Annotated in this window: 14 protein-coding genes and 1 pseudogene; 6 read left to right on the top strand and 9 right to left on the bottom strand. The window is 76.2% G+C overall.

What is annotated here, in order from left to right; all coding sequences use genetic code 11:
- A pseudogene (locus CCE01nite_RS05060) lies at window positions 1-517 on the bottom strand (hypothetical protein); the annotation flags it as partial.
- On the bottom strand, window positions 514-828 hold the full coding sequence (locus tag CCE01nite_RS05055; protein ID WP_034630651.1) for a hypothetical protein: 315 nt from the start codon (window positions 826-828) through the stop codon (window positions 514-516). The gene CCE01nite_RS05055 and the pseudogene CCE01nite_RS05060, both read right to left, overlap by 4 nt.
- A 463-nt stretch (window positions 829-1,291) precedes the next feature.
- Between CCE01nite_RS05055 and proA the strand changes: the two genes are divergently transcribed.
- Window positions 1,292-6,883 (top strand): anti-phage protein ProA, encoded by a 5,592-nt coding sequence (proA, locus tag CCE01nite_RS05050; protein ID WP_141372039.1) that lies wholly within the window; start codon window positions 1,292-1,294, stop codon window positions 6,881-6,883.
- Between the two features lie 35 nt (window positions 6,884-6,918).
- Here the strand turns inward: proA and CCE01nite_RS05045 are convergent, their stop codons facing one another.
- A complete protein-coding gene (locus CCE01nite_RS05045; protein ID WP_141372038.1) occupies window positions 6,919-8,475 on the bottom strand; it encodes a class I SAM-dependent methyltransferase in 1,557 nt (518 codons plus the stop codon).
- A gap of 267 nt (window positions 8,476-8,742) precedes the next feature.
- Here CCE01nite_RS05045 and CCE01nite_RS21535 point away from each other — a divergent pair, with 267 nt between their 5' ends.
- Both CCE01nite_RS21535 and CCE01nite_RS05035 read left to right on the top strand, forming a co-directional pair.
- Window positions 8,743-9,270 (top strand): DUF7660 family protein, encoded by a 528-nt coding sequence (locus CCE01nite_RS21535; protein WP_174774677.1) that lies wholly within the window; start codon window positions 8,743-8,745, stop codon window positions 9,268-9,270.
- Between the two features lie 366 nt (window positions 9,271-9,636).
- On the top strand, window positions 9,637-10,950 hold the full coding sequence (locus CCE01nite_RS05035) for a TrpB-like pyridoxal phosphate-dependent enzyme (protein ID WP_141372037.1): 1,314 nt from the start codon (window positions 9,637-9,639) through the stop codon (window positions 10,948-10,950).
- Between the two features lie 90 nt (window positions 10,951-11,040).
- On the opposite strand, the gene CCE01nite_RS05030 is transcribed toward CCE01nite_RS05035, so the two are convergent.
- Both CCE01nite_RS05030 and CCE01nite_RS05025 read right to left on the bottom strand, forming a co-directional pair.
- On the bottom strand, window positions 11,041-12,231 hold the full coding sequence (locus CCE01nite_RS05030) for an AI-2E family transporter (protein WP_141372036.1): 1,191 nt from the start codon (window positions 12,229-12,231) through the stop codon (window positions 11,041-11,043).
- 141 nt (window positions 12,232-12,372) lie between these two features.
- Window positions 12,373-13,020, bottom strand: coding sequence for an FMN-dependent NADH-azoreductase (locus CCE01nite_RS05025; RefSeq protein WP_034632918.1), 648 nt, complete (start codon window positions 13,018-13,020; stop codon window positions 12,373-12,375).
- 90 nt (window positions 13,021-13,110) lie between these two features.
- Here CCE01nite_RS05025 and CCE01nite_RS05020 point away from each other — a divergent pair, with 90 nt between their 5' ends.
- Window positions 13,111-13,638, top strand: coding sequence for a MarR family winged helix-turn-helix transcriptional regulator (locus CCE01nite_RS05020; protein ID WP_052104316.1), 528 nt, complete (start codon window positions 13,111-13,113; stop codon window positions 13,636-13,638).
- A gap of 46 nt (window positions 13,639-13,684) precedes the next feature.
- Here the strand turns inward: CCE01nite_RS05020 and CCE01nite_RS05015 are convergent, their stop codons facing one another.
- Together CCE01nite_RS05015 and arsM are read right to left on the bottom strand one after the other, a co-directional pair.
- On the bottom strand, window positions 13,685-14,341 hold the full coding sequence (locus CCE01nite_RS05015; RefSeq protein ID WP_052104317.1) for a phosphatase PAP2 family protein: 657 nt from the start codon (window positions 14,339-14,341) through the stop codon (window positions 13,685-13,687).
- An 82-nt stretch (window positions 14,342-14,423) separates the two neighbouring features.
- Window positions 14,424-15,308, bottom strand: coding sequence for an arsenite methyltransferase (arsM, locus tag CCE01nite_RS05010; protein WP_034632944.1), 885 nt, complete (start codon window positions 15,306-15,308; stop codon window positions 14,424-14,426).
- 120 nt (window positions 15,309-15,428) lie between these two features.
- Between arsM and CCE01nite_RS05005 the strand changes: the two genes are divergently transcribed.
- Entirely contained in the window at window positions 15,429-15,791 is a 363-nt protein-coding gene (locus CCE01nite_RS05005; protein WP_052104318.1) for an ArsR/SmtB family transcription factor, read from the top strand.
- Window positions 15,792-15,873: 82 nt separating this feature from the next.
- Here the strand turns inward: CCE01nite_RS05005 and CCE01nite_RS05000 are convergent, their stop codons facing one another.
- Both CCE01nite_RS05000 and CCE01nite_RS04995 read right to left on the bottom strand, forming a co-directional pair.
- Window positions 15,874-16,518: a GNAT family N-acetyltransferase gene (locus CCE01nite_RS05000; protein WP_034632921.1), complete on the bottom strand. Its 645-nt coding sequence runs from the start codon at window positions 16,516-16,518 to the stop codon at window positions 15,874-15,876.
- Window positions 16,519-16,581: 63 nt separating this feature from the next.
- Window positions 16,582-18,207, bottom strand: coding sequence for a PP2C family protein-serine/threonine phosphatase (locus CCE01nite_RS04995; RefSeq protein ID WP_052104319.1), 1,626 nt, complete (start codon window positions 18,205-18,207; stop codon window positions 16,582-16,584).
- A 104-nt stretch (window positions 18,208-18,311) separates the two neighbouring features.
- Here CCE01nite_RS04995 and CCE01nite_RS04990 point away from each other — a divergent pair, with 104 nt between their 5' ends.
- Window positions 18,312-20,111 (top strand): GMC family oxidoreductase, encoded by a 1,800-nt coding sequence (locus CCE01nite_RS04990; RefSeq protein WP_052104320.1) that lies wholly within the window; start codon window positions 18,312-18,314, stop codon window positions 20,109-20,111.
- Window positions 20,112-20,118: the final 7 nt, after the last annotated feature.

Below are 20,118 nucleotides of genomic sequence, written 5' to 3'. Positions count from 1 at the left end.
GGGCGCGCTCGGCGAGCCGCGCCTCGACGTCGAGCACCTGGTAGCCCGTCGTCCGCGCGCGCGTCTCGCTCACGAGACCGAGGAAGCCGCCCCAGTGGGTCACGGGCTCGCCGAGCGTGCCGTCGGCGTCGCCCTCGCCGTCGGCCGCACCCGTGCCGCCGGAGCGCTCGTACGCGAAGCCGCGCTCGGCCATGCACCGCGCGGTCAGCTCCTCGACCGTGCGCGCGACCGTGTCGGCCTCGGGCGCGGTCCAGCCCCACGCGTCGAGCGGCGGCGGGCCGTGCTCGGCGAGCAGGCGCAGGTTGCCCGACGGGTCCGCGTCGGGCGGCCCGTCGGGTGCCGGGGTCGGCACCGCGCCGGTCGCCCGGCCGCCCGTGCCCTGACCCGGTGAGCCGGTGTCGCCGTCGCCGGGGCCCGCGGTGCACCCCGACGCCCCGGCGACGAGCAGCGCGGCGAGCGCCGCAGCCACCACGGCACGGCGACGGGTGCTCCCGGGCGCCGCCGTCGCGCGGTTCACGAGATCAGGAACGACCCGCTCCACCCGACCGCGCCCGTGACGAGGTTGCGGTTCCTCGCCCAGAGCGACGACGTCCCGGTGCCCCACTGGTTGCTGTAGGAGTAGGTGCTGCCCTGCCTGAGCCCGAGGCGTTCGGCGCCCTGCCCGGGGTACCCGGCGCCGACGACGCCCGCGTACGTGTAGGGCTCGCTGCGGATGCGGACCCCGTCGTGCAGGTAGTCGTACGCCTGCGCGGGTGTCGCGGCGGTGAGCCCGCCGAGCGCCAGCGCGGCGGAGAGGGTCAGGGTCGTGATCGTGCGTCTGCTGTGCATGCTCGTACCTCGTCGTCGTGGCATGTGCCGCAGGCCCCCCGCGGCTGGCACGACCGTAGGGCCCGACGCGCCGCCGGGCAAAGGCGCAGGCCGGGTGCGGGCGGGGCGCTGGACCGTGCGGCGGGACGCGACGCCCGGGGCCCCCGCGTCGCCGGTCGTGCCCGCCGTGACCCGTGGCCGCGCCGAACCAGGACCAGATCACCCGGCGAAAAGTGCCCGCGACGCGCGGTAGTAGGTTAATGTTTCAACCAGAAGGCCCGTTGCCTGCCCCCTGCGCAACGGGTCTTCTCCATGCCCGGACCCGGCCGGTGGCCGCACGACCCGGTCGCGCCGTGCGAGCCGCTCGCCCAGGCCCACCACGCCGCGGGACCACCGCCGCCGATCGCCCGCCCAGACCCGCCCGCGCCGACCCACCGGCGCGGGCCTGCGCCGCCGTCGGCCCGCCGGGCTAGCCTCGCACTCGATGCCTGACGAGAGCTCCCCGAGCACCCCGCCCGCCACCTCGACCAGCCGTCCGGCCGACACCGTGCGCCGCGCGGCCACGACGGTCGAGGTCGACGCCGCGCCCGTGCTCTCGTACCCGATGGCGCACAACCGGCTCCCCGTGGTGAGCCGCATCGCGGTGCACCACACGGGCCCTGCGGTCCGGGGCGCGGTCGTGCAGGTCGAGGTACGCGACGTCGAGGGCCGCGTCGGCACGCCGTGGGAGCAGCTCGTCGACCTCGAGACCGACGCGCAGACCGTCCTGACCGACGTGGACCTGCGGCTCGACCCGGCGGCGGTCCTGCAGATCGAGGAGCAGCGGCCCGCGCAGGTCGTCGTGCAGGTGCTCGGCGAGGGCGACCTGCTCGCGGAGCGGACCGTGCACGTCGACCTGCTGGCGCCGCGGCAGTGGCTCGCGGTCCCGCCCGTGCTGGCCATGGAGCTGCTGGCCGCGTTCGTCATGCCGAACCACCCGGCGGTCGGCGCGCTCGTCGACGAGGCGTGCGTGCTGCTCGCCGAGCGGACGGGCGACGCCTCGACGGCGGGCTACCAGCAGGGTCCCGAGCGGGTCGACGCGACCGTCGCCACGGTGCTCGACGCGATGACGGCGCGCGGCATCCGGTACAGCGAGCCGCCCGCGTCCTGGTCGGACGTCGGGCAGAAGGTCCGCACGCCTGAGGAGGTGCTCGACGGACGCGTCGGGACCTGCCTCGACACGGTCGTGACGATGGCGGCGGCGCTCGAGCACGTCGGGGTGCGGCCGCTGCTGTGGCTCGTCGAGGGTCACGCGTTCCTGGGGTACTGGCGCGAGGAGGCGGCGCTCGCGGCGATCGCACAGCGCGAGGTGCCGGACGTCGCGGCGGTCGTCAACCTCGTCGACCTGGGGCTCGTCCGGCTCGTCGAGACGACGCTCGTCACCGCCCGGGGCACGGGTGAGGGCGCGACCGGAGCCGCCCGTTCGGGCCCGGTGACGGCCGCCCAGGCGCACGACGCCGCGTACACGCGCTGGCTCACCGGCGACCTCGCGCGCGTGCTCGGTGTCGTCGACGTGTGGCGGGCCCGGCGCGCGGGCGTCCTGCCGCTGCCCGCGCACACGCGCGCCGCGGACGGGACCGTGACGATCACCGAGTACCGGCCGGGCGAGGACCGCACGACCGTGCCGCAGCCCGTCGCGGTCGACGCCGACGTCCGCCCCGCCGCCGCGGGGACGCTCGGCCGGGCGCCCGTGCCGCCGCGCGTCGCGCAGTGGAAGAACTCCCTGCTCGACCTGTCGCTGCGCAACCGCCTGATCCACTTCACGCCCCGGTCGGGGATACCGCTCGCGGTGCCGGCCGGTGGGCTGGGGTCGGTCGAGGACGCGCTGCACGACGGCCGCGCCGTGCACCTGCTGCCCGCCGACCAGCTCGACGAGGTCGAGGTCGCGCGCGGCGTCACCGCGGGCCGCGAGCTGCCGGCCGAGCAGCGCGCGGAGCTGTTCGCCCGGCGCCAGGCGCTCTACACGGACCTGCCCGCCGCCGGGTACGCGACGCGGCTGCGGGGGCTCGCGTACAAGGCGCGCACGGTCGTCGAGGAGACCGGCGCCAACAACCTGTACCTCGCGTCGGGCTCCCTGGTGTGGACGCTCGACGGCCGGGAGCTGCGGTCGCCGCTCGTGCTCACGCCGGTGCGGCTCGTGACGCGCTCGCGCGAGCAGGCGTACCGGCTCGAGCTCGACGAGACGGGTGCGAGCACGCCCAACTACTGCCTGCTCGAGAAGCTCCGCCAGGTGCACGGGCTCACGGTCCCGGGCCTCGCGGAGCCGGCGCTCGACGGCGCGGGGATCGACGTCGACGCCGCGCTGCTCGCGCTGCGCACGGCGCTCGCGACCGAGGGCCTCGGCTACCGCGTCGAGGAGACCGCGGACCTCGCGATCCTCCAGTTCGCGAAGTTCCGGCTGTGGAAGGACCTCGACGAGCACTGGGACGTGCTGACGCAGAACCCGCTCGTCCGGCACCTCGTCGAGACCCCGACCGCCGTGTTCGCCGACCCGGTCCCCGAGCCGGGCGCCGTCGACCTCGACGAGCTCGCCGCGGCGTGCCCGGTGCCCGCGGACGCCTCGCAGCTCGACGCCGTCGCGCACGCGGTCGCCGGCCGGACGTTCGTGCTCGAGGGGCCGCCCGGCACCGGGAAGTCCCAGACCATCACCAACCTGCTGACCCGGGCCGTCGCCGAGGGGCGCCGGGTGCTGTTCGTCGCCGAGAAGCGGGCGGCCCTCGACGTGGTCCGCGCCCGGCTCGACGACGTCGGCATGGGTCCGTTCTCGCTCGACCTGCACGACAAGGGCAGCAAGCCGTCCGCGGTCCGCGCGCAGGTCCGCACCGCGCTCGAGCACACCGTCGAGGTCGACGACGAGGGGCTCGCCGCCGAGCACGAGACCCTGCGCGCCGCGCGCCGGGCCCTCGCCCGCTACGCCGAGCGCCTGCACGAGCCCAACGGCGCCGGGCTGTCGTTCTACTCCGCCCGCACGAGCCTCCTCGCGCTGACCGACGGCGCGGGCCGGCGCCGGCCCACCGCGGGGACGACCGGCGTCGGGACGACCGAGGTGCTCCCCGTCCCCGTCGAGCTCGTCACGACCGGCGCCCCCGAGGTGCCGGCCCTGCGCCGCGCGCTCGAGCTGCTGCCCGACACCGCCGACCCGGCGCGCCCGCGCCCCGACCACCCGTGGGGCTTCGTCGGGCTGACCGACCCGCAGCGCATCGACGTGGCCGCCGTGGGCCGCGCCGTCGCCGACGTCGACGCGGCGCTCGCCCCCGCGCGGGCCCTGAGCGGCACGTCCGCGACGGTGCTCGCCGCCGCACGCACGCACGAGGACCTCGAGGTGCTCGCCGACCTCGGTGCCGCCCCGCCGGTCCGGGTCGAGACGCTCGACGAGACCCGCACCGAGCGCTGGCGCACGACCGCCGCGCGGCTCGTCGAGGAGATCGCCGCGTTCCCGGCGACGGCCGCCGCGGAGCACCCCGGGCTCGCGCTCGCCGTCCCCGCCGTGCTCGACCTGCCGCTCACCGACCTCGCCCGCCGGGCGCAGGCCGCCGCGTCGTCGGGGTGGTGGGGCCGGCGCGGGCGGCTCCTCGCGGTCGCCGCGGAGCTCCAGCCCGGCCTGCAGCCCGGGACGACGCTCAAGGCCGGGCAGGTGCTCCCGGTGACCGCCTCGCTCGCGCGCGTGCACACCGCCGTCCAGACGCTCGCGTTCCGCGTGCAGGGGCTCGCCGGCGTGACGCTCCCGGCGGGCTGGAACCCGCTGCTGCCCGAGGCGCTCGAGGCGGTGCAGAGCCAGGTCGCGTGGCTCACGTGGGCCGGCGAGGCCGTCGATCCCGACGGTGGCGACCCGACGGCGGACCCGTTCGTGCGCGGGCTGCGGGCGTTCGTCGACGACGTCGCGCGCCTCCCGTTGCTGCCGGCCGACGTCGCGGTGCTCGAGCGGCTCTCGCGGACGACGACGGCGCTCGCGGCGACCGTGCAGGCGACGACGCGGCAGGTCGCGCGGTGGTCGACGCCGGACGGGTTCGTCGCGCGCTGGACGGCGACGGCGGCGGAGCGCGTCGGGGGTGCGGGCGCGGGGTTCGACGACGACTGGACGTCGGCCGCCGCGTGGGGGTCCGGCGCCGCGGGGGACGACGACCCGGACGGCCCGCTCCCGGTGGCGCGCCCGGCCGTCGGACCGGGGATCGACCCGCTCCCGCTCGAGCGCTGGGTCGCGTTCGTCGGGGCGCTCGAGCCCCTGCGCCGGGCCCGGCTCACGTCCGCGCGCGAGCTCCTGCTCGTCGGGGCCGTCGCGGCACCCGACGCCGTGCGCGCGCTCGACCGCGGGCTCGCGATCGCGTCCGCGCGTGAGCGCCGCACCGCGACCGGGCTCGACGGCTTCGACCCCGTCGCGCACGGCCGCGCGATCGGGCGCTTCCTGTCGTCGGCCGCCGCGGTGCGCGACCACCAGCGCACCGCGCTCCCGCGCGACGTGACCGCGGCGCGGCCGTTCGACGCGTCGTCGGCGCAGGGGGACGTCGGCGGGCTCGTGCGCGAGCTCGCCCGGCAGCGCGGCGGGCTCGGCGTGCGCGGGCTCATGGCGACGTACGGGGAGCTCATCACGCAGGTCATGCCGTGCGTGCTCGTCAGCCCGGACTCGCTCGCGCGGTTCTTCCCGGCGCGCGCGGGCCTGTTCGACCTCGTGGTGTTCGACGAGGCGTCCCAGATCCGCGTGGCCGACGCCGTCGGGGCGATGGGCCGCGCGCGCTCGGTCGTCGTGGTCGGGGACTCCAAGCAGATGCCGCCCACCTCGTTCGCCGAGGTCACGGGCGGGGGCGACGAGGAGCCCGCGGAGGGCGCCGCGGACGCGGGCCTCGCGGACGGGCTGCTCGAGGGCGTGCTCACGGGCGCGCTCGCCGTCGAGGACGAGGAGAGCATCCTGTCCGAGTGCGTGCAGGCGCGCGTGCCGCGGCGGTGGCTGTCGTGGCACTACCGCAGCCAGGACGAGTCGCTCATCGCGTTCAGCAACCACCAGTACTACGAGGACCGGCTCAGCTCGTTCCCCGCACCGACGTCGGGCGCCGCCGACCCCGGCCCGGGCGGCTACGGCGTGAGCCTCGTGCGGGTCGACGGGACGTTCCACCGGACCGCCCGCCGGGGCGGGCCCGGGCAGAGCACCGCAGGGCTGCTCCGCACCAACCCGGTCGAGGCCCAGGCCGTGGTCGACGAGATCCGCCGCCGGTTCGACGCCGCGCCGGACGGCCTGCCGTCGATCGGGGTCGTCACGTTCAACGCCCCGCAGCGCGCACTCATCGAGGCCCTGCTGCGCGACTCGGGCGACGAGCGGCTCGCCGACGCGCTCGAGCGCAGCGGGTCCCCGGGCGGCTCCGACGAGGGCCTGTTCGTCAAGAACCTCGAGAACGTCCAGGGCGACGAGCGCGACACGATCCTGTTCTCGACCGCGTTCTCCGTGAACGAGCGCGGCTACCTCCCGCTCAACTTCGGACCGCTCAACCGCGACGGCGGCGAGCGCCGGCTCAACGTCGCCGTGACCCGGGCCCGGCGCCAGGTCGTCGTGTTCTCCTCGTTCGACCCCGAGCAGCTGCGCGCCGAGGAGACCCAGAGCGTCGGCATCAAGCACCTGCGCGCCTACCTCGACCTCGCGGCGAGCCGGTCGCGCGCGACGACGGTCCCCGCGCGGCGCTCGTCGGCCGTCGACCGGCACCGCGAGCAGGTCGCCGAGGCGCTGCGCGAGCGCGGGCTCGCGGTCCGCACCGACGTCGGGCTCTCCGACTTCCGGGTCGACCTCGCGCTGGCCGACGCCGCGGCCCCGGAGCGCCCGCTCGTCGCGGTGCTGCTCGACGGGCCGGGCTGGGCCGCGCGGCGCACCGTCGGGGACCGCGACGGGCTGCCGACCGAGGTGCTCTCGCGGATGCTGCGCTGGCCCGCGGTCGAGCGCGTGTGGCTGCCCGCGTGGCTCGCGACACCCGGGGACGTGCTGGACCACCTCGTGGGGTCGGTCGAGCGCGCGGCCGCGGACGCCGCGACGCGGGACGACGCGACGCCGGCCTGACCGCTCAGGACGCCGAGGCGCCGCGGCGCGGAGACCTACCGCGGTCGGCGCGCCACGAACGTCACGTGCGTGTCCGGCCACTCGACGGGCTCACCCGTCGACGGGTCGCGCAGCGCCGCCCCCACGGAGAGACGGTTCTCGACGAGCCACTCGTTGCGCCACGGCCCGCTCACGGGGTCGACGGTGAACCCGACGCCCTCGAGCAGCGCGACCCAGTCGGGCCACGTCATGTCGCAGAACCGCTCGTGGCACTCGGACAGCCACGAGTCGACGTAGTCGCGCGTGTAGAGGAACTCCGCCGCGGCCCGCAGCGTGAGCTCCGCGACGCCGCCGTCGACCCAGCGCACGTCGCACCCGCCGCCGGACAGCGCCGGGAAGTCCTGCGCGAGCTGTACGAGCCGCTCGGCGGGCGACAGGGCGGCCACGTGCGCGGCGACGGCCTCGCGCGTCCACCCGCTCAGGTCCACGGGCCGGGCCGACGCGCCGTCCCCGTCGAGCTCGAGGTGCACGAGCCGGTCCCCATCGAGCGGGCCGAGCACGTCCGAGCACACCCAGACCCCGCCGGGAGCGGTGTGCTCGTAGATCCGCTTCGCGAGCAGCTCGAGGTCGCTGCGCCCGGCGCCGTAGCTCGAGATCTCGTGGGTCAGGGCCACGGTGAGCGTCGTGCTGACCGACGCGGCGGGGAAGACCGGCGAGCGCAGCAGGTTCCGCTGCGCGAAGAAGACGTTCGGGTTCGCGAACACGCCCTGCGCGCGCCGGTGCTCGGCCTCCGCGACGAGGTGGCGCGAGACGTCGACCCCGTAGAGGTCGGACTCCGCGAGCCGCGGGTCGCGGGCCGCGCGCTCGAGCAGCCCGCCCGCCGCGCACCCGAGGTCCACGACCCGGCCGGGCTCGACGAACGGCGCGACCTGCTCCCACTTGCGGTCGGACGCGTCGTCGAACGCTGCCGTGTACGTGCGGTAGTCGCGCGTGGTCGTCAGGTCGCCCTCGGTCGAGACCGTCGGGTCCTCGTGGATCAACGTGATCGCGGCGTCGAGCCGGTACCGGTCGTAGAAGTGCACGACCTCGGGGTGAGCGAGGTCCCGCCACCGCTCGTCGCCCGCCGCGAGGAGCTCGAGGACGTCCCACGGCCGCTCGGGCACGTCGTCGCACGCGTCCTCGACCGGGACGACCCGGAAGCCGAGGTCGGCGTACATCGCGGCGACCTCGGGCGTCGAGCACGCGACGACCGTGTCGAGCGGCGTGGCCGTGACACCGGTGGAGAGCTCGACGCTGCCGAGGACGGTGCGCGCGAACCGGGGGCTCGGCGGGACGTCGGCGACGGGGGCGACGAGCGAGGGCAGGCCCTCGACGGCCGTGACCCGCTCGATCATCGCCTCGCGCCGGTGCGCCGGGAGCGGATTGCGCCGCGTGCCGCTGTGGGTGGCTGACGTGACGGCCCAGACGACGTTCGCGTCGAGGTCGCACACGACCGGCTCGCCCGCCGAGTCCGCCAGCTCGCCGCCGAGCAGCGCGTGCAGGTACGCCGTCTGGAACCGGGTCACCAGGTGGTGCCGGCCGGGGAGCAGGACATGACGGACGCGCGCGTGCATGGCGAGCAGGATGCCACTCCTGGACGCCCGTCCGGGGGAGCGTCGCCCGGACGGCGCAGCGGTCGCGTGCCCGGGTGTCCGGCCGTCCGCGCAGCGATACGCTCACGCCTCGTGGGCCGGGTGGCCGGAGCGCGCGAGGGGGCGGCGATGACGGGAGGTCGACGGGGTCCGGACATGGACCCGTACGGCCGGCTGCGGTCCGAGGTCTCGAGCGGACGTCTGCTCGACGGCGACGCGGTGGAAAGCGCTCGTCGAGCCGGTGCACCGATGCACTCCGAGCACGACGCGGTCGTCACCGGGACGGCGCCCTGGGGGGCGGCGGTCCGCCTGACGGACGGGGTTCCAGGGTTTCTCGACCACCTCAAGGGTGGGGCGTCGCTCGCTGTCGGCGACACCTGCCACGTGGTCGTGGTGGACGACGCGCGCGACCCCGTGCGCGTCAGTGCGTCCCAGGCCGACCTCGACATCGGTCGGCGCCTGCACCGACGAGGACCTCAGGAGGGACCACCGGTGCCCGACGACGAGGACGTGCCAGTGGCGGAGCGCGCTCGCGGACGGGAGGACGGCCCAGCGCTCGCCGGGCGCCACGCGGTGCTCGACGCCCTCGCGCTCCTGCGGTCGGAGCTCCCGCGGGCTGAGGGCTGGGAGAACGACGACCTCGCCGGCTTCCTGGAGGCGTTCGAGGCGCTGCTGGGATGCGTCGAGCAGGTCTACCTGAGCGAGAGCCGGCCCGTGCCGAACGACCCCTGGGTCCTGGTCGCCGCCGCCCTCGAGGGCGCGCGGTACTACGAGTGAGTCCCCGGAGCGGCGCGTCGACGTCCGGGCCCTGGTCGGGGGACGTGAGCCCCGGATGACCTTCGAGGACCGGGCGCGTGTGCTGCACGAAGGCGGTACGGACCTCGACGAGGTCCTCGCTCGACCGAGGGCGGAGGGCGCGTCGATCGTCGACTGCGTCAAGGTCGTCCGGGCGGTCGAGGGCATCCCGCTCGGTGAGGCCAAGCGGATCGTCGACGCCAGCCCTGCCTGGGCGTCGCACCGGGAGGGCAACCGCCGCCTCCGAGCGAGGAGCAACAGGCCGCCCGCCGGACCGGCGGCGCTACGCTCGCGGCAACAGACGGCTCACCGGGTCCGTGCGCGGACCCCGCACAGAGACGGACGGCGATGGCGCTCACCGACGAGACCCCCGTGACGGCCCGCAGCACCGACCCGCTGGGGACGGTGATCCCCTCGACCGTCCCGACGCACTGGTACAACCTCGCCGCCGACCTGCCGGAGCCCGTCCCGCCGCACCTGCACCCCGGCACGCGCGAGCCGCTCGGCCCGGAGGACCTGGCCCCGCTGTTCCCGGCCGCGCTCATCGCGCAGGAGGTCTCGACCGAGCGCTACGTCGAGATCCCGCAGACCGTCCGCGAGATCTACGCGCTGTGGCGCCCGTCGCCCCTGATCCGGGCCGCGCGGCTCGAGCGCGCGATCGGCACGCAGGCCCGGATCTACTACAAGTACGAGGGCGTGAGCCCGGTCGGCTCGCACAAGCCGAACACCGCCGTCGCGCAGGCGTACTACAACGCGGTCGAGGGCATCACGCGTCTGACGACGGAGACGGGCGCGGGCCAGTGGGGTGCGTCGCTGTCGATGGCGTGCGCGCTGCTCGGGCTCACGTGCGAGGTGTGGCAGGTGCGTGCGTCCTACGACGCCAAGCCATACCGCCGGTTCCAGATGGAGACGTACGGCAGCGTGTGCCACCCGTCGCCGTCGGACCTGACCGAGGCGGGCCGCGCGATCCTCGCCGAGCACCCCGACACCACGGGCTCCCTCGGCATGGCGATCAGCGAGGCCGTCGAGGCGGCCGTCAAGGACCCGGGCGCGCACTACTCGCTCGGCAGCGTGCTCAACCACGTGATGCTGCACCAGAGCGTGATCGGCCAGGAGGTGCTCGTGCAGCTCGCCGACGCGGGCGAGCGCCAGGCCGACACGGTGTTCGGCTGCGCGGGCGGCGGCTCGAACCTCGCCGGGCTGACGTTCCCGCTGATCGGGCAGAACCTGCGCGACGGGACGACGACGCGCGTCGTCGCGTGCGAGCCGGCGGCGTGCCCCTCGCTGACGCAGGGCGAGTACCGCTACGACCACGGCGACGTCGCCGGCCTGACCCCGCTGCTCAAGATGCACACGCTCGGGAAGGACTTCGTGCCGCCGTCGATCCACGCGGGCGGCCTGCGGTACCACGGGATGGCGCCGATGGTCTCGCATGCGGTGAACCTCGGGCTCATGGAGGCGGTCGCGGTCGACCAGGACACCGCGTTCGCGGCCGGCGTCGAGTTCGCGCGCGCCGAGGGGATCATCCCGGCACCCGAGTCGACGCACGCCGTGGCCGCCGCGCTGGCGCACGCGCGGTCGGTCACCGAGCCGGAGGTCGTCGTGATCGGGCTGTCGGGCAACGGGGTGCTGGACCTGCCGGCGTACTCGTCGTACGTGTGAGCGGGCCTCCGCCGGCTGGTCCGCCGCCCGGCTCGGTCCGCGCCGCCGGCCTTGCCTCACGGCTGCGACGGCCGGCGGAGGCGCTCCGGGTCAGGCGGAGGACGGCTTGCGCAGCCCGCGACCACGCGCCGGAAGTGGCGCGGTGCCGTCGTCGCCCGTCGCCCGCCACTCCGTGATCGCCGCCCACGCCACCGCGGTGATCGGCACCGCGAGCAGCGCGCCGATGATGCCGGAAAGGATCGTCCCGGCGGTCAGCGCGAGCAGGATCGCGAGCGGGTGCAGCGCGAGGGCGCGGCCGATGACGACAGGGGCGAGCAGGTCGCCCTCGAGCTGGTTCACGGCGATCACGACGACGAGGACGATGAGCGCGGTCGTCGGGCCGTTCGTCACGAGGGCGACGAGCGTCGCCAGGATGCCCGCGACGGTCGCGCCGATGAGCGGGACGAACGCGCCGAGGAACACGATGGTCGCGAGCGGCAGCGCCAGCGGGACACGGAGGATCACGAGCGCCGCGCCGATGACGACGGCGTCGACGAGCGCCACGATCGCCGTGCCGCGCACGTAGCCGCCGAGCACCCCGACCGAGCGGTTGCCGACGCGCCACGCGCGCGCCTGACGCTCCTCGGACAGCGGCCGGATGAGGAACCCGTAGATGCTGCGGCCGTCCTTCATGAGGAAGAACAGCACGACGACGCCCAGCAGCAGCCCGGCGACGCCTTCGGCGGCCGCGGTCGCCCCGGTGATCGCGCCGCTCTGCACCTGGTCGCTCGTGAGGGCCGCGGTGAGCGACTCGCGCGCGGACGCGATCTGCTCCTCGGTGATGCCGAGCGGGCCCTGGAGCAGGAACTTCTCGAGCTCCCCGAGGCCGCGTTCGGCCTCCTCGACGAGCGTCGGCCACTCCTTGCGGATGCCGCGCCCGACGAGCCACAGCACGACCCCGAGCGTGCCGAGCCCCAGGAGCAGCGCGGCCCACGTCGCGAGCGCGCGGGGCCAGCCCCAGCGCCGGAACAGCCGCACGAGCGGGCTGAACGCGGCGGCGAGGATCGCGGCGATGAGCACGGGGATGACGAGCAGCTTGACCTGCGTGAGCCCCCACACGAGGACCGACGCGAGCGCGAGGAGCAGGAGCGTCTGCGCGCTGCGGATCGCGGCGCGGCCGAGGCCGTCCTGCCACGGGCCCGTCGGGGGCGGCGGGGCCGGGCGGTGCGTCGGGCTCGGGACCGTCGTGGCGAGCGCGGCGGGCGACGCGGCGCGCCCGGGGCGTCGGCGGAAGGCGTTCATGACGTCAACCTGCCACGCGCGGGACCACGCGGCGCGGTGGGAGCGCAGGTGGGCGTCGGGCCGGTGTCGGGCGGTGCGCGGCGGGAGGCCCGGCACCCGGTCCCCGGGCCTCCCGCCGCGCGCCGTGCGGACCCGTGCCGGTCAGGCGGCGGCGGCGCGGCGCGAGGCGAGCGCCGTCCCCGCCTGCGCCGCGGCCTCGCGCGCGGTGGTGTGCATGTCCGCGGCGATCTCGGCGAAGTCGTCGAGGGCGGGGTTCACGCCGACGAGCGTGAACTCGCGCTCGACCACCGTGAGGTCGGCGCCCCAGACGTCGGCGAGGATGCGGCGCAGGTAGTCGGTGTTGTGGTCCCAGCCCTCGCGCGGGGTGCCGGCGCCGTACGCGCCGCCGCGGGTGGTGACGAGGACGGTGGGCGTCCCGTCGAGCAGGCGCGTGCCCTGCGGCGCACCGGCGATCGCGAGGTCGATCCAGGTCTTCGCGTGCTGGGACACCCCGAAGTTGTAGAGCGGCACCGCGAGCACGGCGCTCGTCGCGTCCTGCAGCTCGGCGGCGACCTCCTGGGCGAGGGCGACGGCTGCGCGCTGCGCGTCGGTCCGGTCCGCCTCGGGCGTGAAGCTCCCGGAGATCGCGGTCGCCCAGGCGTCGGCCGGCAGCGGGTCCGCGCCGAGGTGGCGCCGCACGACCGTGGTGTGGGGGTGGGCGGCGACGACGCGGTCGAGGACGACGTCGGCGAGGGCGCTGCTGGCGGAGCGGTCGCCCTGGATGCTGGCGTCGATGCGGAGCACGGTCATGGGGGTTCTCCTCAGGTAGGGACTTGAGCGTTCAACTCGCACCTTAGAGCGAGGGAGTTGAATGTTCAAGCCGTGCTCTAGGATCGTCCCGTGACCGCACATCCGCCCCGCACCCCCGTCGCGGAGCCGGACGTCCGCTGGCTCTCCGCCGAGCAGCAGCGCGAGTGGCGGTCCCTGATGGGGCTGTTCATGGACCTGCCCCCCGCCCTGGACGCGCAGCTCAAGCGCGACGCCGGGCTGAACACCTTCGAGTACCAGGTGCTCGCCGCACTGTCCGAGGCGCCGGCCCGCACGCTCGTGCTCAGCGACCTGGCCGCCCTCGCGCGCGGGTCGCTCTCCCGGCTCTCGCACGCCGTGACCCGGCTCGAGCGCGCGGGCTGGGTCGAGCGGCGCAGCTGCACGGACCGCGCGGGCCGGCACACCGAGGCCCGGCTCACCGAGTCCGGCCTCGCCCGGATCGAAGAGGCCGCCCCCGGCCACGTCGCGGCGGTGCGCCGCCTCGTGGTCGACGTGCTGACCCCCGAGCAGCTCGCGCAGCTCGGCGCCGCCGCCCGCGCGATCAGCGCGGCGACGCAGGCCGAGCCACCCGGCGAGGGCCGCGTGGACGGCAGCTGCTGACTCCCGTCCCCGCGGCGGGGCGCTCGCGCCCGGCAGCGCGCTCGCCTCAGGCGCCCCCGACCGCCAGGACGTAGAGCGCGGCGAGCGCACCCCCGCCGACCGGTGCCCCGACCGCGACCTGCGCGAGCGTGTGCTCACGCAGGGCCACCCGAGCCCAGCACACCAGGAGCACGACGGGCACGGCGAGCGGCAGCACGGCCGGCCCGAGCTCGTGGGCCAGCACGACGCCCAGCCCCGCGGACACGCCGGCGTGGAAGCTGATCTTCCACGCCAGGTTGATCACGAAGAGCAGGGCCTGGGTCCCGATCGCAGCGACCACGAGGGCGACGACGGCCCGCGGGGCGTCCGTGGCGACGGCGTGCACGAGCCCGACGGCCGCGAACGCGATGTTGCTGAGGATCGGGACGACCCGCTGACTGCGCGACGTGAGCATCCGGTCCGACCACCGCCCGGCTCGCACGCCCGCGATGACCACCGCGTACGGGAGCACGGTCACGAACAGCGCGCAGACCGCCCCGCTCACGAGCCCGGCGGCACCTCCCGCGCGCCAGCCGACGAGCACCAGGGCGGCGGCACCGATGCACGGCGGCGCGAGGACCCCCGTCACGAGGCGCGCGAGCCGGGTCTGGCGCGAGGCGGCGCCGACGGCAGGAGCGACGGGGGTCGCCGGGGCGCCGCCGACGGGGCCGAGGTCCTGCGTCACGGAGCCCCCTGGCTGTCGCTGCGTGGTCCGACGCGGGGAGGCTACCGCGCCACCCGCGACGGGCCGACGCACGCCACCCGGGCTACGGCTTGACCGCCCGGACGATCGCGCCGTGCAGACCGGGAGCCACCTCGTGCGTGAACGTCACGCTCGCGTCGGTGAAGCCCGCCGCCGCGAGGCCGTCCAGGTACTCCTGGCGCGAGAGCGCCCCCGCGATGCACCCGACGTAGCTGCCGCGCTCGGCGCGCTGCTCCGGGGTCACGTCGTCGTCGGCGACGACGTCGGAGATGCCGACGCGGCCGCCGGGGACGAGCACGCGGAACACCTCCGAGAGGACGGCCGGCTTGTCGACGGACAGGTTGACGACGCAGTTGGAGATGACGACGTCGACCGCGGCGTCGGGCAGCGGGACGGCCTCGATGCGGCCCTCGAGGAACTCGACGTTCGTCGCGCCCGCGGTCGCGGCGTTGCTGCGCGCGAGGTCGAGCATCTCGGGGGTCATGTCGACGCCGTACGCGAAGCCGGTCGGGCCCACACGCCGCGCGGACAGCAGCACGTCGATGCCGCCGCCCGAGCCGAGGTCGAGCACGCGCTCCCCGGCCCGCAGGTCGGCGACGGCCGTCGGGTTGCCGCAGCCGAGCGACGCGAGGAACGCCGCCTCGGGCAGGGCGGCCGCGTCGTCGGCGTCGTAGAGCGCGCCGCCGAACTGGTCGCCGGTCTCGAGGGCCTGCGCGGTGCCGCAGCACGACGCGGCGGCGGGGGAGCCGGCGGTCTCGGCGACGGCGCTGCCCGTCGAGCAGCAGCTCCCGGCCGTCAGGTCCGCGGCCGTGCCGCAGCACGGCTCCGCCGCTCCGGCCCGGGCCCCGGCGCAGCACGCGTCACCGGCCTGCGGGGCGCCGCTGCGGCTCACGGCGAGCGCCGCCTCCGCGTAACGGTTGCGTACCTGCTCGACGAGGTTCTCGGTCATGTCGTCCTCCACGGTCGGTCGGGTCCCGGGGGCCCGCTACGGCAACGCATTGATATGCGTCGATGTCTGAACGATGGAGCAAGGATCGACAGATGTCAATATCTGAGGCACGATCGACCCGTGAGTGCTCCCACGCTGCTTCCCGTCCTCGACGTCACCGCCTGCTGCACCCCGCTCGACGAGGGGACGCTCGCCCGCGACGACGCCGAGAACCTCGCCCGCATCCTCAAGGCGCTCGCCGACCCGGCGCGCCTCCAGCTGCTGTCGCACATCGCGTCGAGCGCCGAGGCGGTGTGCGCGTGCGACCTCAACGACGTCGTCGGCCTCGCGCAGCCGACCGTCTCGCACCACCTGTCGACCCTGGTCAAGGCCGGCATCCTCACGCGTGAGAAGCGGGGGGTGTGGGCGTACTACACGGTCGTCCCGGGGGCGCTCGGCGCGCTCGCGGACGTCTTGCGGCACGCGGGCACGAGCGCGCGCTGACCCACGGCGCCCGGCCCGGCGCACGCGCTGACCGCGGCGCCGTCGGGCGGCACACCCGCTCCGCAGCGCCGGCGGCAGCGGCTCACCCGCTCCGCGGCGCCCGCAGCATCTGCGTCTCGACCGGCCCGTGCGGCCGCAGCGCCGTGATCTCGCCGACCACCCGGAAGCCGAAGCCCTCGTAGTACCGGACGTTCTCCTCGCGCGAGGTCTCGAGGTAGCACGAGGCCCCGGTCCGGTCGGCGTCCGCGAGCACGGGCGCGAGCAGCCGGCGGCCGTGCCCCCGGCGCTGCGCGTCGGGCCGCACCCCCAGGACCTCCAGGTACCACGCCCCCTCGCGCGGCACGGCGTCGCGCAGGCCCGCCTCGACGGCCGACCCGAGCCGTGCCAGGGCCGCCGTCCGCCGCGGGTGCGCCAGCGCGACGGGCACGAGCGGCCCGAGCGTGCGGAGCTTGCGCAGCGTGGACATCGGGTAGGCGCCCGGCGGGTACCAGACGGCGACGCCCGCGACCCCCGCGTCGTCGTGCACCCCGAGCACCCGCCCGTGGCGCAGGCCGTCGGTCAGCCCGACCCGGTGGATCGCGTCGAGCGCGCTGCGCCGGACGTGCGGCTCGGGGAGCACGTGCGAGAAGCCGGGGTCCCCGCGCAGCGCGCTCGACAGCACGCGCGCCGCGGCCCGCACCGACGCCCGCCCGGGAGCGAGCTCGGCGGCCAGGTCGGCGGGGTCCATCCTCGAAGACTGCCCCACGGGGTGCGGGGCGGCGACCGGCGGAGGTCCCGGACGCAGGCGCCGTCAGCGGGCCTCGTAGACCACGAGCGCGACGTCGTCGCGGGCACCCACGTCGAGCATCGTGCCGATCAGGAGGTCGCCCAGCTGGTCGACCGGCCGCTCCGCCACGGTGGCGGCCGCGATCCGGGCCAGCCGCGCGAGGCCGTCGTCGAGCCCCTCGTCGCGGCGCTCGACGAGCCCGTCCGTGTAGAGCACGAGGGTCTCCCCGCGCTCGAACGTCGCGGTGGCCTCCGGGCGCGGGCCCGGGGCGAGCCCCAGGAGCGTGCCCGTGCCGTCCTCGAGCCAGCGGGGCCCGGTCGCGGACAGCACGAGCGGCGGCGGGTGGCCGGCCTTCGAGTACGTGACCGTGCGGGCCTGCTCGTCGACGACCGCGCACACGACGCTCGCGCACTCCGCGCCGGGGAGCGTCGAGGCGAACCGGTCGAGCCCGTCGAGCGTCGCGGCGGGCGACAGGTCCTGGAGCAGCAGCGCGCGGGCGGCGCTGCGGAGCTGGCCCATGACGGCCGCGGCGCCGAGGCCGTGCCCCACGCAGTCGCCCACGACGAGCCCGAACCGCCCGCTGCCGAGCGGCACGACGTCGTACCAGTCACCGCCGACGGCCAGCCGGTCGTCCGCGGGCCGGTAGCGCGTGTGCCAGCCCGGCGACCCCGGGTCCGCGGGCAGCATCGCGGCCTGGAGCGCCGAGGAGACGGTCTGCAGGTCGTCGACCTGCTTCTGGTGCGTGAGCGCCACCGCGAGCGCGTTGCCCAGCGACGCGGCCACGAGGTGCAGGAACAGCTGCTGCGCCTCGTCGTCGGGGCGCAGCGGGTTGCCCGTGAGCGCGACGACGCCGACGGGCGCGTCGCCGAGCACCGCGGAGACGGGCTCGACGAGGGTGGTGCCGAACCGCTCGGCCACGCGCGAGGCGCACACGCGCTCGAGCACCTCGCGCGGCACCGGGCCGGTCCCCGGGGCGCCGCCGTCGGGCCCGGGGTGCGTCGAGAGCAGCTCGGTGAGGCCGCCCGACGTGCACAGGTGCACCTCGGCGTGCGTGACGTCGGGACTCTCCCGGAGCACGTCGGCGGCCACCTTGGCGGTCAGCTCGATGTCGAGCTTGACCCGGTGCAGGCTCGTCGAGAGCGTGCCGAGCGTCTCGAACCGCCGGCTCGCGACGACGCGGTCCGTGGTCTCGCCCACGATGCAGAGCATGCCGGCGAGCTCGTCGCGGTCGTCGCGCAGAGCGCTGTAGGAGAACGTGAACGCGGCCTCCTCGAGGAACCCGGACCGATCGGTCAGGAGGCGCATGTCCTCGAAGAACAGCGACCTGCCGGTGGACGTCACGGTGTCGACGAGCGGGCCCACCGAGTCCCAGATGTCCGCCCAGACGTCGGCCATCGGGGCGCCCATCGCGCCGGGGTGCTTCGTGGTCCCCAGCATCCGGCTGTAGCCCTCGTTGTAGATCATGGTCCGCTCCGGTCCCCAGGCGACGAAGACGGGGAACTCGGTGCTGAAGCAGATCCGCACGGCGGCGCGCAGGTCACGCGGCCAGGACCTCGGGGAGCCGATCGGCGTCGACGCCCAGTCCACGGAGCGCGCGAGGACGCCGGTGGGCGTCGTGCCCGTCGCGCGGGCCAACCACGTGTCGGGCACGGCTCAGCGTAAGCCGCGACAGCGCGCCGCACCTCGTACGGCCGTCCAGGTGGTCGGTGTTCCACGTGGCGGGTGTGCCGACGAGCGTGTGCCACGATGCGCGGATGGTGCAGCGGTACGACGTCGTCGTCGTGGGCTCGGGCTTCGGTGGCTCCGTCGCCGCGCTGCGCCTCGCCGAGAAGGGCTACCGGGTCGCGGTCCTCGAGGCCGGGCGGCGGTTCGCCGACGAGGACTTCCGCACGTCGTGGCACCTGCGCACGTTCCTGTGGGCGCCGGCGCTCGGCTGCTTCGGCATCCAGCGGATCCACCTGCTGCGGGACTCGCTCGTGCTCGCCGGGGCCGGTGTGGGAGGCGGCTCGCTGGTCTACGGCACGACGCTGTACCGGCCGCTGCGCGCGTTCTACGAGGACCCGCAGTGGGCGTCGATCACCGACTGGGAGGACGAGCTCGCGCCGCACTACGACCAGGCGGCGCGCATGCTCGGCGTGACCCGCAACCCTGCCGTGACGCCCGCGGACGCGCTGCTGCGGCGGGTCGCGACCCGGCTCGGGCAGGAGGGGACCGTGCGGCCGACCGACGTCGGCGTGCTGTTCGGGGAGCCCGGCGCGGCGGTGCCCGACCCCTTCTTCGGGGGCGCCGGCCCCGCGCGCGCGGGCTGCACGCAGTGCGGCTCGTGCATGACGGGGTGCCGGGTCGGCGCGAAGAACACCCTGACGAAGAACTACCTGCACCTCGCGGAGCGCGCGGGCGTGCACGTCGAGCCGCTGACGACCGTGACCGGCCTCGCGCCGCTCCCGGGCGGCGGCTGGGAGGTCACCGCCCGGGCGACCGGCGGGCGGCTCGGGCGGCTGCTGGGCGGCGACGGGCCCGGGCGTCGGACCTACCGCGGCGGCTCGACCTGGCACGCGGGCCACGTCGTGCTCGCGGCCGGCACGTACGGCACGCAGACGCTGCTGCACCGGATGCGCGCGAGCGGCACGCTGCCCGCCCTGTCCCCGCGCCTCGGCGAGCTCACGCGGACCAACTCCGAGGCGCTCGTCGGCGCGAGCGCGCCGCACGTCGACCCGGCGCGCGACCTCTCGACGGGCGTCGCGATCACGTCGTCGTTCTTCGTCGACGACGCCACCCACGTCGAGGCCGTCCGCTACGGGCGCGGCTCGAACGCGATGGCGCTGCTGCAGACCGCGCTCGTCCCGGGCGGCACCGCGCTGCGCCGGGTCGGCGGCTGGCTCGGCACGCTCGCGCGCGGCCTCGCGACCCGGCCGGCGACGACCGTGCGCGCGCTCACGCCGTACCGGTGGAGCGAGCGGACGACGATCGCGCTCGTCATGCAGTCGCTCGACAACTCCCTGACCACCTCCCTCGCGCCGCGCCTGCTCGGCGTCCCGCTCCCGGTCGGCCGGCGCCGGCTCACGTCGCGGCAGGGCAGCGGCGAGCCCAACCCCACGTGGATCCCGCAGGCCCATGCCACCGCGGCGCTCCTGGCCGACGAGCTCGGCGGCGTCGCCGGCGGCAGCGTCGGCGACCTCGCCGCGATGCCGATGACCGCGCACTTCCTCGGCGGCTGCCCGATCGGCGCGACCCCCGAGGACGGGGTCCTCGACCCGTACCAGCGCGTGCACGGGTACCCGACGCTGCACGTGCTCGACGGCGCCGCCGTGACCGCGAACCTCGGCGTCAACCCGTCGCTCACGATCGCCGCGCAGGCCGAGCGTGCGGTGTCGCTGTGGCCCGAGCGCGGCGGGGTGGACCCGCGCCCGGCGCAGGGCGAGCCGTACGTGCGGGTCGAGCCCGTGCCGCCGGGGCGCCCGGCGGTGCCGGCGGGTGCGCCGGGGGCGCTGCGCGTGCGGCGGGAGGATGCGGGCGCGGGACGGCCGTCGTCCGCCGGTGCGGTCGGGGCGTGACGACGCG

Origin of the sequence: Cellulomonas cellasea, assembly GCF_006538745.1 — a bacterium.
Lineage (GTDB): Bacteria > Actinomycetota > Actinomycetes > Actinomycetales > Cellulomonadaceae > Cellulomonas_A > Cellulomonas_A cellasea.
This window is presented reverse-complemented; position numbering and strand designations above follow the sequence as displayed.

Bases quoted from the DNA above. Each gene is read 5' to 3' on its own strand.
- arsM (WP_034632944.1), bottom strand. From the start codon at position 15,308: ATGACCGAGAACCTCGTCGAGCAGGTACGCAACCGTTACGCGGAGGCG.
- CCE01nite_RS05055 (WP_034630651.1), bottom strand. From the start codon at position 828: ATGCACAGCAGACGCACGATCACGACCCTGACCCTCTCCGCCGCGCTG.
- CCE01nite_RS05035 (WP_141372037.1), top strand. From the start codon at position 9,637: ATGGCGCTCACCGACGAGACCCCCGTGACGGCCCGCAGCACCGACCCG.
- CCE01nite_RS05045 (WP_141372038.1), bottom strand. From the start codon at position 8,475: ATGCACGCGCGCGTCCGTCATGTCCTGCTCCCCGGCCGGCACCACCTG.
- CCE01nite_RS05025 (WP_034632918.1), bottom strand. From the start codon at position 13,020: ATGACCGTGCTCCGCATCGACGCCAGCATCCAGGGCGACCGCTCCGCC.
- proA (WP_141372039.1), top strand. From the start codon at position 1,292: ATGCCTGACGAGAGCTCCCCGAGCACCCCGCCCGCCACCTCGACCAGC.
- CCE01nite_RS05030 (WP_141372036.1), bottom strand. From the start codon at position 12,231: ATGAACGCCTTCCGCCGACGCCCCGGGCGCGCCGCGTCGCCCGCCGCG.
- CCE01nite_RS21535 (WP_174774677.1), top strand. From the start codon at position 8,743: ATGCACTCCGAGCACGACGCGGTCGTCACCGGGACGGCGCCCTGGGGG.
- CCE01nite_RS04990 (WP_052104320.1), top strand. From the start codon at position 18,312: ATGGTGCAGCGGTACGACGTCGTCGTCGTGGGCTCGGGCTTCGGTGGC.
- CCE01nite_RS05000 (WP_034632921.1), bottom strand. From the start codon at position 16,518: ATGGACCCCGCCGACCTGGCCGCCGAGCTCGCTCCCGGGCGGGCGTCG.